Genomic DNA, 15,210 nt, shown 5'->3' on the forward strand with positions numbered 1-15,210 from the left:
TATGAGTATTATAATGGCTTCAAGAACTCAAGAAATAATAGATAAATTAATGAGAGCATTGGCTAATCGGCAAATTACACATATACCCAATCAATTACACATATACATAGTACCAATTAAATTAACTGTTGAAATACCTCCAGCTCATCCTGCACAAAGCTCAATTCAGACTAAGATGTCACTTCAATTATGTCAATTCATAAAAGAAAATGAGACAAATATTATGATATTTACAAAGCAAATATGGGCAGTAGTAGACATTTATGTTACTCAACCTCTAAGCATAGATGGTTATCTTCAAATATCTAAGAATGGTGACCATTTAGGGGATTTCCCGTCATTAAACGCATTAAATATAACTAACCCAGGCCGTCACACATTACCATTGTTGCCTCCAGAACTAACTATATTTGAGTCTGGAGATGCATTGGCAGTTCATTTCGTGCCGTTAGGAGCAAATAATAGTACTAAAACGATAATAGAGAGTGCTACAATAAATGTTATTATAATAGACTTTACGTCTACTAACTTACCAAATGCTGAAGTGTCAATGATTGCTTATTTAATGCGAAATATTTAAAATAATCCTTTATCATTTTTCTATGCTTAATGGGACGTCTATGACTGCACGGCCTTTTTACAATAATACTGGCAAAGAATGAGGATATATCAGAGAGAAAAACAAAAAGAAGAGGAAAAGGCATTTGTCAGAAGAATTCAAAAGGATGTAGATAGTGAAACTATGCATTCAGTAATAAAGAGAAAGAGTTATTTGTTAGGTCAAAGATCCCAGAAGTAACTGAAGAAGGAATTATGTTAAAGATCAGGATTCAATAAGGGATACCGTAGTCCTAAATTACTCTATCGTTTTTCATCATTTTTTGGTTTTCTACGAATTTAAAAAGCATTTTAAAGTATAGAGACAGAAAACTTGTCTCATAGCTGTTGTGCATTTGTATGCATCTGCATTTAACTCTTCGAATAGCTTGATTACCGTAGACTCTAACACTTAAGAACAAATATTTTGACACGTACCACAATCCAAATTTTACCAAGAATGATCGCTCGAGATGTATTTTACTCTAACTTTATATGGCACTCACTAAATGTGCCATGAGTAAATATAACTACGTTTATATGTTTATTAAAGGTGAAAGGTTTATTTCCTTAAACAACGCAATCTAGCTTATATCATTTAAATGTTTCTATATTTATATACCTTAAACTCATTTAATATATTACGATATCTACAATGACATATCTAAACACTGAGGTAATAGAGGTGGCAATTCTTGAAAATTTCGAGCTTAAAGACGCAGAAGAGACATTGATAGATAAATATAGAATACGTAAGCTTAATGAATGGGAGAAAGAGCAACTAATGAAGTTGGGACGCTTTGAGAAACTTGGCATAATGGTTGGTCCGCCTCTTATTCTCCCACTGAATGTATGGTGTATTGAAGTTAATTATGGTGTTCAGAAAAAAGATTCGCCTGACTTAGGCTCTGATATAGATGAGTTCATAAAAGTAATGAGACTATTTAAAGGAGGTAGTGTATCTCGAGGTGCTGTATTAAGGTACTCCAAGATAGGGAATATATTTTCTGTCAACTTAGCTACTTGGAAAAACATTCAAATTTCCGTGCCAAGATCCATTTATTATGTCCTCAAACAAGATGAGGTAAATTCTCTGAGTCAGCTTTGGGAGCTCTACAATCGTGTGAAAGATAAATTACCAGATCAGCTGGAGTTATCCTTAAGATGGTTCGAAAAGTCATATGAGGAGCTTGAGGTCGAGGATAAAATCCTAGATCTAGATATAGCCTTCGATGCTATGTTTTCGGGTTACAAATACTTTAATTATGTGAGAAATCTACGACGACTTAGGGATGCGAGAAATGGCATTGTGCACTATCAACACGGTCAGCGCAAAAAACTTCAGCCTAATGAACTTGAAGCTATTGCTATAGAGGCTGAAGAGATCTTTAGGAAATGCTATAAATGGTTTCTCAAATTGATTGATAATAAGAAGTATTACGAAGAGATTATTAAAGAGGAAAAACACCCTCCCTGCGGTTGATCTAAGTGTCACACTCTACATCCTAGTATTTTCTATGTGTATCACATTTCCGATCTTCACATAGATTTATGTATTGTTCAAGCATTTTGCATAGAGGTTTATAATCGTAGACTCTTTATTCTGGCTTTTATGTTAGCTTAGACTTTGCAGATAACCGTTTTGAATATAATGAAGGAAGGGAGGATTTTATTATAAATGGTGTTGATGTAGGCAAGGCATCGGTTCCTATCACTGAGATGATAATAACCATTGAAAAGGCTAATTCTGATATACCCAAAGTTCTTTAAGTAAAATTAAACTGAAAACAAGAATAAAATAATAAAAAGCTATTTGGTGGAAGCAGGGAAAAGTAATAGCTCATCGAGTTATTACATTATACATTATATATTAATTATACATTTACAAAATGAGAGGCCAGGTAGTTTAATTGAAAATGTAAAGACTACATTAAAAAGTTAAAACGTAAAAGATGAATTCCATAGACGCGGGGAAGTTATGAAATAATATATGTTAACGATAAATAGAAGCCTAGTTTTACTTATCCGATTAGAATATCGCATATAACATGTAAGGGAATTCTTCCTACGTTTATCTCTATAATACAAAGATAAATCAGTTAGAAATGGAAATGAATAAATGTCGTTACGGCTATATTGTTTATCGCCGTGACAGTAAGGAAAAGTGAAATAATACTCCTAATTTGTCCTGCTAAGCAGAAAAAGATATCATGTTGATTTTATTGCATCATCAGAATTCGGTTATAAATATGAGGACTTGCTAAAGGACGTTAATTACAAAGTTATTTCACCTAACCATAAGTCACTAATGACACCCATTTACTCGAAGATAACTAGGATGTTCACAAAGAAAAGGAAGGACGAGCAGAGTTGATTATGACTTAGTTAGTAAGTTTCCTTCTGCAATAAAGGACGAAAAGTTAGACTGCTTAATGTCTCACGACAGTGGGCAGGCCCAGAGTTTTTGCTGTGAACAGAATGAATATATAATTTATCTAGAAAAGAATTTATAGTATAGAAACCCAGCTGCTCCTTTTTGATGAAAAGTAAAGAAGAACAAATAAGTTAAATGTTAAAAACTAATTAAGTTAATTGCAACTAAGCTAAAAAGAATATAATAAAAAGTTACAGAATAATCAATTATTAAGGTATTACCATAATAATAAGCAAAAGCAAGTATTTCTATAAAAATTATTATTCGTAAAATTTAAATTTTGACCAATTAGAAATTATATTAATGGTAAATAACGCGCCAAAAGAGAATAAAGAGAATATAGTCTTCTTATATCAATATAATATAGTAGAACTTATTCGGAATGCACTCTCCGATTTAGAATTTGTTATAGCAGAATTAATTGGTAAAGATAAAATTAAAGTTATGAGTGATACAGAGGACTTAGAAATATTTCACTTAGCTTCTTCATTCGAAAAATTCACAAAGGCCTTACTTCCTTTTATTGGAACTATGATAGCTTTCCCTTCATTTGCAGCTAGTGACCAAGACGTAGCAATAAACGCTGCTAAAATCCTACAAAGGATTGACCTAATACCTCTTGATGAGGAAAAATGAAAAAACTTAGTCATAAACCTATTTCCAAGTCAGAAGAATTAAAAGAGTTAATGATTTCTACAAAGGAATTATTACCACCAGAGTTAAGGATGATTTATGACAAATTACTTAATTATATGTCACTAGATCCAAAAACGAGGACTTATGAAGAACTAGAGAATATTATAAAAGAGATAGATAGAATTTTTAGATCTTTAGAAGTTAAAATTTTCCTTGAAAGAACTATGATGAAAATTTCTAAAACTCAACTGATTAAAGCGGAAGATGTTTTATTTACGGCTGAATTATACAAGAACGCGTTAGAAATAATGGCTTATATACTATATTTAGAACATGCTGCGGGAAGTGTGACAAGGTATGGCGTAGGAAGAGATGACATCGACGAACGATATCTTAGCAACGTAAGGGAACATAAGGGACAAATTTTAGACTTCTTAGTAGATAAATCAATAACTTTGATATCTTTCGCTATAATGCATATTAAAGCTGTTAGTAAACTCCCCGAGCTTATACTTTTTGACATGAGGAATTGAACAAGGAAAAAGATTGACTTTATTAGTTAGAAGGCTAACTAACTGTCTGCGAAAGAGAGATCAGGGCAAAGATTATACAGTTTACATCCTAAGGTCTCTCTAGGCAATCAGAATGTAAAATGGTTTTTGCCAAACAACTAGAAAAACTCATTCTTACAAAAAGCAAGTCTACAATTATTAACAGTTATTGAAACAAGAGAATCTTGTAAGGTTTTAGATTAGAGATTATCTATCTTGGCTATCATTCAAAAGAAAAGAGCCTCTACAATAGTTATCCATTATAATAATAATCTGTAGCTACATTATTTTCAGACGTTTATAGCGAAACCATTAATTATTTTATGAACTGAATTAAGATTAAAAGGAAGAACATAGAAAGTCATTACAATAGTATTACTTTAATATTAAGCAAAAATAGGTATTACTTTATTAATTTGCGTAACAGTTTTTAGGTCTTTGCATAGAATCTAAAATGACAAGGGAAGGGGAATATCTATGAGTACTAGTAACATAGCAAAAGTCGAAGATTACTTAATAGCTCTTCTTGACGTTGCTAGAAATAAAAATGTCGAAATATATGACGATCAAATTCACTGGATTTTCTTTCTTTTAGAGAATGAGAAGAAGATTAATTTAGGCCTAAATTTTATGCCTGATTATTACGGCCCTTCCTCGCCAGACCTTACTAGAGTATTAGTGAATTTAATAGAGGAAGGGGTCGTGAAAATTAATTTTAAAAAACTCAACTATATGTCCTTTGAGCATTTAGTTTTAGGTAGGCTACATAGTTATGAACTTAATGGCAATTATAGTGTAAATGTCAGTAATGAAATTAAGAGATTTTTTGAAGAGCAAATTAGTAAAAATACAAAAGAAATATTAAAAGACTTTAGTAACAAATATAAGCAATATATGAAAATATTAGAAGTAATAGAAAAACTATCAAAGAAAAATACAAAACTATCAAAAGTAATAGGTAAATATAATGATCCCTCAAAAATATTGGAAATAGAAGAAAATACAATTTCCTCGTATATTCAAGATGCTATTGTTGACTTAGAGATCGCTGGACAAATAAAAAGTAACATTACTAGAAAAGATAAGGAAAAAGAAAATAGAATGTTATTTTGTTTAGCGTCTTCTGCAGAGAAGTTCACTAAGGCCTTGCTACCTCTCTTTATATTGGAGATAAGAGAAACAATAAATTTATTTGTTCTAGGTGATATATTAGTTGACGTTGACGCTTACAAATTGAGTTTACTAGGTAGTATCGTTGAAAAAGCAAACCTTATCATGCTAATGGCTTTTAATGCGAATAAGTTAAAAAAGATTGGCCATGAACCAATTTCTAACTTAGAACTAGATGAGTTATTAGAAGATATCAAAAAGTTATTACCAAGTAATTCAATAAGCTTACATGAGGTTTTTGATGAAATAATACAATATATGCAAAAAGAACCAAATGAAAGGAGATATGACGAGCTGAGAAAAATTACAGATAAAATTAACAGTGTTCTTGATCCTTCTAACCTAAAGAATTACGTTGATGAAGCGATAGCGAAGGTATATAAAAATAAAGATCCTAACTTACTAGATAAAGCGATTAATGCGTATACTTATACGTTAAAGAATGTGTTAAAAGAGATACTTTATATGCTGTACTTAGAATATGCAGCAGGAAGTATAACAAGATATAGTGTAGGGAGAGAGGATGCTGATGAGAAGTATCTAGAAGATTTAAGGAGACATAAAGATAAAATTTTTGAATTCCTGAAAGAAGAGAAAGAACTTGCAGAGAAACTTTTAATGAGTTCTCAGTTAAATCATTGAGCAAGCATAATCAACAGCTAAATAAATATGAGCAAGCATTCATAACGGAGAAATTTTTCCATTGATTTAAGGCAAAATTTTGTCGGTTACTAAGTCAACATTAAATTTCCAAATCAATGAACAAAGACGGTATGCTGTAACTTTAATAAACTTAGTTAACTATATTAAACTTAAGTGTAATATTCATTGGCAGAGTAAAGTTTAGCTGGAATCCTGGTATTGTACTTTATGACAAGAGTTGTATAATACAAATCCTTTTCACGGTTCCAGCTATCCTCTAGCTATAGACTTTAACTCGATAACTGTTCTTAATCTTAGCTAACTAAGTTTATGCTCACCATCGTCTTTTTATACATGTTGACAAGATACAGAACACCCTGCTGGAGAAAAACCTATCTTAAATTTGTAAAGCTAATTGACTGTGCGATGATTCGGTGTTTCCATCTCTAATTCCAGATAATACACTACCTAAATTATATAAGACTTTAGATATTGAAAGTTTTCAAGCGCAAATAATTTTTATGAATTTATAAATATTAATACACTTGACAGACCTCTTAACAAGGGTTCCTCTCTCCATTTATACAACCCATGTATATGAATATTCTAAATAATTAAAAATGAAAAATAAACTTATTAAGATGATTTCACCTAATCATTAGGAAGGCATGAGGTTATAGGCTTTATGTGAAATGTTATATCATATAACATAACTAAGCAAAGGAAGAATTAGGTTTTACTTTTCTCCTTAATGAGGCAATAAATATAAAGGTAGAGAGCCAGTCATACGTGGAAATGTATAATCGGTACTATGGAGAGATAATTTACGAATGTAACAGTAAGAAAAAGTGAAAAGAGACCACTAATCAGTAATAAGGGGAATAAATCTACTTTCTTTCCTAGGTAAAGAAAAACGGGAGATAGAAAGGGAAACGGGAAAGAGGATAAAACAAAAGCTATTAACTCTTTTGCCCCTATTTGAGTCTTTGCCTTGATAAGCAGTGTCAAGAGTGAGAAAACTAGAGAGAAAGAAAGATACCACGTTGATTTTATTACGTCACCAGAAAAGAAGACGGAAAGGGAGTAGACAAAGTAAGTTCCGGAAACAGCTAGGAACAAGTGGTTGAGCTTCAGTTTTACGTCTTTCATGTAATGTAAAAGAGAGCCAATTAAAATGAAGATAAAACCTAACAGTGAGTAGTGAAACACAAAATAGCCAACTATGGGTACTAACAAAGAGAAGGCTGGGTATTCGAAGAGGGAAACCGAGACACCAGCAAATGGGTTAATTAGCGAAAGAAGGGCAAAAGCCAATCCCTTAATTTTCACTTCGTAGGGAAAAACTATTGCAATTGCGGTTAAAGAAAAAAGGGCAAAGTACATCAAATTGAAGAAATAGAAATAAACAGCAAGGAGAAGTAGTGATAGAGAAATTAAAGATGGGTAAATGCGGTAAAGTGTCTTAACAATCGACTTCACTGGTAAATGATAAACGGCAAGGAGAAAGATAAGAGAAAGGGACAGAAACACGACGTTGTTATAGTTGCCTGAAAGAAAGAAATAAACGTCGATAACTAGAGGCGGAATGAGATATAACGCTGTTCGTCTCTTATCAACTAGAGAAAGAGAAGGTAAAAGAAAAGAAAACAGAGCAGGGAGGGCAGAAGCATACTTAAACTTCTTTTCCAGCACTTTAAGAGTAAGAAAAAGTAAGTAGGGATTAAAGTAAGCAAAAGGAATTGCTAGCTAAGGGAAGAAAGTGAGAGTTAGGGGGAGAAGGAAGTAAAGATGAAAGTTGACTAAAAGAGAAGAAGAAATAGCAACGAAAGAAATTCTAGGTGAAAGTCTATCCTCTACAAGGGCTGAAATAACGCCTGCAACTAACAACATATAAGCTTTATCTCCTAGAGAAGGGATCAGCACAGAGGAAACTAAAAGGGATAAACCCGATAAAAATACTCCTCGTCTTTCTAAAGTTGAAAGAGAAAGAAGAAGTAAGAGATCGTCAAATAGGAAAGAGAGAGCTAGAGAGAGAAAATAAGAGATACTTAGCTTCTTATCTACAAAGAGGAGAGGATAAGGAAGAATTGAAAGAAGGGCGTGTAAAGGAGAGAAAAAAAGAAGAATTACTGAAACAAAGGGAGGGAAATACTTAAGCCTAAAGAAGGAGGCAAAGGCGTAAATAAGAAAGAGAGAAGAAAGGAAGTAGTGAGGGAAGAATGAAGAAAGGATAAGGAGGGAGCCTGCAATTACTTCTTTGTATTCCACGAAGATAAAAGAGATTAACGAATAAAAAGTTTAGCTTTGTGCTAACCTAGCTAAGTCTTATCAGAGCTTTTTATAAACCTATATCACTGTTTATTTTTATGCATAAGTTGCTACTATCTCTGCTTTTCTTGACGTTAATCATCTTGCCGTCTTCCGTGCTTTCAGCAAATTACGTAATCGAAGTAAATCATCCTAAGAGCGTTTATTGGGGGCAAAGCTTTACAATAGCTTTCTCTTTAGCAAGTACAATAATTAACTCGACAAACTTTCAGCATGTTACGCCTGGGACTAAAATATTGAAAATTGATAATCACACCGCCTATCAAGGATTTGGGGAATATTGGGCTGTTGATAAAGTAAATATGACCAATGCCTCTAAATTAGTAGTATCATTTGAAGGGAAAGTTGTAGGTGAAATTTCGGGTAATCCAGGGATTGTACTTTACAGTTCTAATTTCTCGTTAACAAGCAGAGATGGACAAATGGGAACTTATGAAATTTTAGTGGCTTGGAGCGGAATACTCTGGTTAGATAAACTAAATGGTTGGTACCAAGCATTAACTGAATTACCAACTTTTACTTCTGGTAATTATACAGTTATGTTCACAAAAAGTGAGAATGACTCTGTATGCGTCTACTCAATCATTATTAATGGCTCTACCTATCTTGTGAAATATAATACTGGAGTACCTTGGGACAGTATAGGATATGTGGGTATTAGAACTGATACTGATACTGTACTTCCCCTTAAGTTTTATGTAATAGCTAATATACCAGCACATTATATCGTTTACGTAAATGACAAAGACTACACTTCCGGTTTTGGTAGTTGCGGAAACCTATCACTAAAGCTCTATTCACCAGCTACAGTAAATATAACTTATCCTGCATATAACGTTTACAAGGTAATTACGGTATCTACTAGTAATAATTCAAATATCAAGCTACAGTTCCCAATTATTCAAGTAACGCTAATTGTTATAACTGGTTTCCTAATTGGAGTGTCGGCCTGGAGAGAAATAATAAAACTAAATAAGAAGTAGTATTGTAAACTTTTCTTATACATGATGAAAGAGAATTTAAATGTCTAAGCTATGAGAGACGTGAATATAGAGTTTACCAAGATTAAATACTACTAGTAAATATGAATACGTCTAATTAACCTTTAACATGGCTAATATACATAAATACGGCAAGATCCCTTATCAAATTAACGTTTACTTTTGTTGAGGATTTCTAAGAACTTGAAATTATAAGTGCTATAAAATTACAATTTTAGTTTTCTTTTCTTGTGGCATAAATATAGCCTACTTTCATACTAGGATTGGACGCATAGGGATTGTAACTACTCCTAGGCTCTGTATATTTTACATCAAAATTATTATCTTTTAAATAATTATACAATTCTTCATAACCATAATGATATTCAATTTGAATTCTTTTGAACCTTCTTATTGTATCTCTGTCTTCATTTAATAGATTGTATTCACATCCTTCACAATCCATTTTTAACACTGCCTCTTTGATATTAAACATTGAAAGTATCGTTATTAAAGAATACAGATTTATTAGCATACCCTTTTCGTCCTTGCTCTCTTTCAAATCAGAGGAAGAATTTGGTATGAAGTTTTCATCTATTCTCATTAATCCATCTTTGCCATATCCTGCATTTAGCGATATAATTTTATCTGTACAACCATTTATGTTTACGTTTTCAGAGAGTAATTTAAAAGTGTAAGGATAAGGCTCTAATGCAATGACTTGTCTGGCTCCTTCAACGCAGAAATAAATAGGAGTGTCACCAATGTTAGCTCCTATGTCAATAACTACCTCATTTTTTGGATCTAAAAAATTGTACTCTTCATTAGCGAAAACTGCGACAAGATCCCCGTTCCAAGGTTCAATAAATTCTAGCTCGAATCCCTTAAATGTAAAAGAAATTTCATTATTTTTATGTCAATATGTTTAATATTAGGATATTTAAGTAAAATAGTGTAAAAGAATGCTAATTCAAGATTAACTTCACGCATTTTTTCATTACTCCTAAGAATAACCTTTATTTTATAGTTCGATTTATCGCTTAAATTTCTAGCTTTATATATATTATACAACACGGAAACCCAGTTTCGATAAGCTTTTTTATAACGAGATATTATCTCGATTAAGCTCATACCTTATTTCTTTTTAATCTCCTTATTAAATGTTGCATTTAACAGTTATGCCTTTCATATTTTAAGTACTCGTTTGCTTGTTGCTATTCTACCTAATTTAGAAGTATATATTTCTATAGATACATTCGTTAGCCTAATCATAGGTCATCAGGTTTAAATAATAATGATAGTTAAACAAGTTGGAAACGGTAACGCTAAACCATATAATAAAAATAGTAAGAAGAGGAACATGGCTGCTCAAATTAGATTGAGAAGGTTTTAAATATTCCGTCTTAAACTCATTTTCTTGTTTTGATTTAATTAACAGCATGATCCTAAATATCACAATAATGTTCAGAACCTATTCTGGTTTATTATAAGACTACGGGTTTAAAATAGTATTTGGAAAAGGACTAAAATTTAGAATTTTAAAAGCTATTAAAAATAATCAAATTATATTTGAGTTAACTGATATCTCATATGCCAAGTCGTTACCAATAGATATCGTAGTGTTAGTACAAATCCTTTCCTTGGTTCCAAATATCCTTTAGCTATAGACTGTGAACTCGGTAACTGTTCTCGATCTTAGCTAACTAAGTTGATGATTACTATCGACTTTTCATATACGCTAAGAGATATAGAATGTATTACTGAGGGTAAAACCCTTTAAAGCTAGTTGAGTGGGCTGATTCAGTATTACTGCCTCTAATCTTAGTTGATACATTACCTAGAATTAAGTAAGACTTAAGACTTTAAACATTAAAGGTTAAGCTTCCAAGTTCATATAATTTTTGCGAGCATCAATACAAACGATTAACAAGAGTTACTCTACTTAATTTATACAAACCTTACATATAAGCATCTTAGTGATTAAAAATGAAAAATAAACTAATTAAAAAGGATTCCTCCCAACTATTAGGAAATCATAAGGTTGTAGACTTTATGCGATAACGTTATATTAAATAACATAAGCGAGTAAAGAAGAATTAGGTTTATATTTCTTCGTATGAAATAATAACATAGAGGTAGAGAGCCAGTCATACATGGAAATGTACAATCGGTATTATGGACAGATAGTTTTCGAATGTGGCAGTAAGAAAAAGCTGAGTAAGTTCACTTATTAGTGGTAAAGGGGATAAGTTCACTTTTATTTCGGGACACAAAAATAAGGGACATAATAAGTGGAAATAGAAAAGAGTGTAGAACAAAAGTTACTTGCTCTTTTAACCCTACTTGTAGGTATCCCTATAACAACAATACTATTTTATTATATAGAATATTATGTGTCAGTTTATACATAAGGATTATTATAGAAACACTTATTATTTGCGGTATTAACATAGTTCATAAAGTTATTATTGAGATCGAATAAAGGGGAAAATTAATGGAATTACTTAAAATAAATTATATGATTTTTAGCACACCAAAAACTGGAGGGGTGCGTGTACTATTTAACTTTATGAACGAATTAGCCAAACTTGGTCATGAAGTTACATTAACAACTTTGTATTATACCAATTGGTTCCCTTTCTCAAAAGATATAAAAATAATATCAGCAACAAAATTTTATTCCGGTTATATTTATTTATTAAGTAAACTTAATAAAAATAGAAACTTAATTTATAGAGTAGAAATGATCAAAAAATTAATGGATATGTCTCCTAAGGCTGATGTTCATGTTGCTACATTCTCTCCATCTGCTTATGCAGCTAGCTGGAAAAGCGTTGATGGATCTACTCCTTTTTACCACATACAACACTTTGAAACTATTATGTTCGACGATCCTATCATGAAAAAATTTGTATATGATACTTACTTTCTTCCAATTTATAAAGTGGTCAATTCTAGTTGGCTTCAAAGAAAAATAGCTTCAGTTACTGGCATTGAGTATCCTATCGTGTATAATGCAGTAGAGCACGATATTTTTCATCCTCGAAATGCACCTAAAGGAGATGGTAAGGTTATAAATATAGTAGCATTAGGAAAAGGAGGTTGGAAAAATGCGATGGGAATATATAAAGCCTATGACTTAGTAAGAAAAAAAATCCCTGATAAAAAAATTATTCTTCATTTTTATGGTTCTAAACCACCAAAAGGTATAAATTTTGATAATAAAAACGTTATATTTCATAAAAATTTAACCGACGAACAACTTGCTATATTGTATTCCAACTCGGACATACAAATAACATTTTCCACATATGAAAGTTTCCCATTACCACCATTGGAGGCAATGGCAAGTGGTTGTGCTGTTATTACAACACCCTATGGAACAGAGGACTTTGCCATTGATAATTATAATGCTTTGATTGTAGAGCCTAGTAACATAGAAATGCTAGCTGAGAAAATTTCATTATTGATTGAAGACGAAGCACTAAGAAAAAGATTAATAGAAAACGGATTAAAAACAGCATCTAAATTTACCTATTCACAGCAAGTAAAGATTCTGGAAGAACATATTAAAAAAGCAATTGATTTAAATAATAGTAAACTACTCAAGAATTCTTTACTATAAGCTTAGGATTGAAGTATTAATAAACCTATATTCTCCTTTGCTCCATTAAACAATTAAGGAAAAATAAACTCCGAATTTCGTAAACATACATTCAAAAAGTTCTTTTATATCCCATTTCGAGATTGCATTTATCTTAATATAAGTTCTGTGAATGACACAAATTTTTCCTTTGTCATAATGTTACATGTCTAAACGAGAATTATATGCCTTGAATATATCTTTAAAATTGTCACTAGAAGTTTGTTTTGATAACTAATTCTATATAAACTTCAATATTTCTTCTTCTACTATTCTTTCTCTGGCGAATCCATCATTTGCTTTGTTAGTAAGGAAAGGATCCTAAGGGCAAATCTTTCTGGGAAGGCTAAATATTGAGGATATATTATATATTTATCGCTTCCAATCTCATCTCACCTGATATACAGGCACATAGTAGCTCGGCTTACAACTCAAGGGCAAACTTCCATTTGCTTTATTCAATTGATTAAAGCCTCACAATAGTTTATTAACAACCTCCAAGCGATCTTATTTGAGGACAAAAATAGTCAAAGACTCTACCTCACACAAGGAAATACATAATTTATACTATAAATAGAGAGCTTACGAGCGTGATAGTAAGAAAAAACTGGAATAACAGTGCTAATTGCGGCAGGGTAAAGGAGTTTAGCTTCTTTTCTATATAAAGAAACAAGGGAGACAAGAAGAGAATTAGAAAAGAGGATAAAACAAAGGTTATTAATCCTTTTATCCCTACCTTTGTGTTGACCATATTAAGAAAAGACAGAAAACTAGATAAATTTAATAATATTACAATATTTCTACTACTGTGAATCCATATATTTCAGTAATAATTCCAGTGTATAACAGAACTCAATACGTAGGGGAAGCAATAAACTCTGTTTTAAACCAAGCGTTAGATAGGGATATGTATGAAATAATTGTTGTAACTAACGTAGATTTGCCAAAAAGTGAAGGAGTTAAGATAATAAAATCAAATGAAAGGTGGTTGGGGCCAAAGATTGCTGAAGGAATACTAAATGCAAAGGGAGAGATAATATGTCTCCTTGAAGACGACGACCTATTTCTCCATAACAAATTGGAAACCGTATACGAAGCATTTAAGGAACACCCTGAGCTGGGGCTATTTAAGAATCCAATGATAAGAGTAAAATATATAGGGCAAAAACAATCTCCATTGGCCCCTTCTCCAACACCCAAAAATCCAATTTACATTCACAATTCCATTCTTAACAAGCAATTCATAAATGAAGCATTAAGATATGAGACATGTTTTTACAATTCCACTTTATGTTTTAGAAAAAATCCTTTATTAGATTATATCGGGCTTATCCGTGAAGTGAAAATATTAGTTGACATGTTTATCGGACTGTATTTTCTTTCAAGGTATGACGTTATGATATGGAACTCATCTCTTTCTATATATAGAGTTACTGGTTTAAACACATATTTTGAACTGTCAGATTTCGAAGGATTTATAAAGAAATTCAATGAACTTCATATGCTGTTCTATAGAGATCATGAGGTAATTTTCAATGCCGTAAAAGGCACAAGGATTGAACATTTGTCTAAACAATATCTAGCTTTTGAAAAAATTTTGGCAAAATTCTCAGGGGACAGAGCGGTCCAACTTAGCACTAGAGATGTATTTTTAGCATCAACAGTAAATAGATACGCTATTTTTGCTTATTTGGCGTCGTTTCTTCCCATTCCATTAAAAAAAATGGCATATAGGTTAGCGTTTTGGCTACAAAAAAGGGCATTATCATATTAAAACCTCATGCTCTTTTAAAATAAATAGTTTTACTTCTTTGGGGAAATTAGCTTGAATAACTTTTAATCGTCAAGTTTATGATAATATGATCCACTCTTGCTTAAATCTCACAAATATAAAAACATCTCTTGTTGGTTTAAAATTTATAATATTTTCATAAGAGATATTATTCTTTAATAGAATATTGGTTTAGAAAATTTTTAGTAAAATAACCCTCATGGAAATCGAAAATAGTTTAAAACTAATTTACTACTCTTTATTCATGTCCACAATTCCTTTCCTTTTTGTTTATATATAACAAATTCGTTAATTGTAGAGTTCTTCAAGCTTTCCTATTAATTTCTTTGTCCGGATCATAGTTAGTCCTAAGAACTTAAAATTTATTTCAGAAAAGCCTTAAGACAAAATAGAACTAATAGTACTAAGCAGAAATTTCCTCATATCATGAACAAGAA

General features: G+C 31.6%; 12 protein-coding genes. 9 read left to right on the forward strand and 3 right to left on the reverse strand.

Annotated features, from left to right (window positions below; all coding sequences use genetic code 11):
• Nucleotides 1-13: 13 nt before the first annotated feature.
• From AC3OCB_RS00930 to AC3OCB_RS00955, 6 genes are all read left to right on the forward strand, one after another.
• Nucleotides 14-580, forward strand: a complete 567-nt coding sequence (locus AC3OCB_RS00930; protein ID WP_498340283.1) for a hypothetical protein — start codon at nt 14-16, stop codon at nt 578-580.
• A gap of 78 nt (nt 581-658) precedes the next feature.
• Nucleotides 659-799 (forward strand): hypothetical protein, encoded by a 141-nt coding sequence (locus AC3OCB_RS00935; RefSeq protein ID WP_498340284.1) that lies wholly within the window; start codon nt 659-661, stop codon nt 797-799.
• A 453-nt stretch (nt 800-1,252) separates the two neighbouring features.
• The gene (locus tag AC3OCB_RS00940) at nt 1,253-2,080 is read left to right on the forward strand and encodes a hypothetical protein (RefSeq protein WP_498340285.1); all 828 of its coding nucleotides are present in this window, start codon (nt 1,253-1,255) and stop codon (nt 2,078-2,080) included.
• A 1,254-nt stretch (nt 2,081-3,334) separates the two neighbouring features.
• A complete protein-coding gene (locus tag AC3OCB_RS00945) occupies nt 3,335-3,667 on the forward strand; it encodes a hypothetical protein (protein WP_498340286.1) in 333 nt (110 codons plus the stop codon).
• Nucleotides 3,664-4,200, forward strand: coding sequence for a hypothetical protein (locus tag AC3OCB_RS00950; RefSeq protein WP_498340287.1), 537 nt, complete (start codon nt 3,664-3,666; stop codon nt 4,198-4,200). Before AC3OCB_RS00945 ends, AC3OCB_RS00950 begins: the two co-directional genes overlap by 4 nt.
• A gap of 495 nt (nt 4,201-4,695) precedes the next feature.
• Entirely contained in the window at nt 4,696-6,030 is a 1,335-nt protein-coding gene (locus AC3OCB_RS00955) for a hypothetical protein (protein WP_498340288.1), read from the forward strand.
• Nucleotides 6,031-6,813: 783 nt separating this feature from the next.
• On the opposite strand, the gene AC3OCB_RS00960 is transcribed toward AC3OCB_RS00955, so the two are convergent.
• Nucleotides 6,814-7,722 carry a hypothetical protein gene (locus tag AC3OCB_RS00960; RefSeq protein ID WP_498340289.1) on the reverse strand — a complete coding sequence of 303 codons (909 nt, stop codon included), beginning with the start codon at nt 7,720-7,722 and terminating at the stop codon, nt 6,814-6,816.
• 54 nt (nt 7,723-7,776) lie between these two features.
• Entirely contained in the window at nt 7,777-8,298 is a 522-nt protein-coding gene (locus tag AC3OCB_RS00965) for a hypothetical protein (RefSeq protein ID WP_498340290.1), read from the reverse strand.
• A gap of 98 nt (nt 8,299-8,396) precedes the next feature.
• On the opposite strand from AC3OCB_RS00965, the gene AC3OCB_RS00970 reads away from it, so the two are divergent.
• Nucleotides 8,397-9,341, forward strand: coding sequence for a hypothetical protein (locus AC3OCB_RS00970; protein ID WP_498340291.1), 945 nt, complete (start codon nt 8,397-8,399; stop codon nt 9,339-9,341).
• A 232-nt stretch (nt 9,342-9,573) separates the two neighbouring features.
• Here AC3OCB_RS00970 and AC3OCB_RS00975 read toward each other — a convergent pair whose 3' ends face one another.
• Nucleotides 9,574-10,239, reverse strand: a complete 666-nt coding sequence (locus AC3OCB_RS00975) for an FkbM family methyltransferase (protein ID WP_498340329.1) — start codon at nt 10,237-10,239, stop codon at nt 9,574-9,576.
• A gap of 1,593 nt (nt 10,240-11,832) precedes the next feature.
• Here AC3OCB_RS00975 and AC3OCB_RS00980 point away from each other — a divergent pair.
• The gene (locus tag AC3OCB_RS00980) at nt 11,833-12,963 is read left to right on the forward strand and encodes a glycosyltransferase family 4 protein (protein ID WP_498340293.1); all 1,131 of its coding nucleotides are present in this window, start codon (nt 11,833-11,835) and stop codon (nt 12,961-12,963) included.
• Nucleotides 12,964-13,789: 826 nt separating this feature from the next.
• The gene (locus tag AC3OCB_RS00985) at nt 13,790-14,755 is read left to right on the forward strand and encodes a glycosyltransferase family 2 protein (RefSeq protein ID WP_498340294.1); all 966 of its coding nucleotides are present in this window, start codon (nt 13,790-13,792) and stop codon (nt 14,753-14,755) included.
• The last annotated feature ends 455 nt before the right edge of the window (nt 14,756-15,210 follow it).

The sequence above is a fragment of the Sulfurisphaera sp. genome (assembly GCF_059755235.1).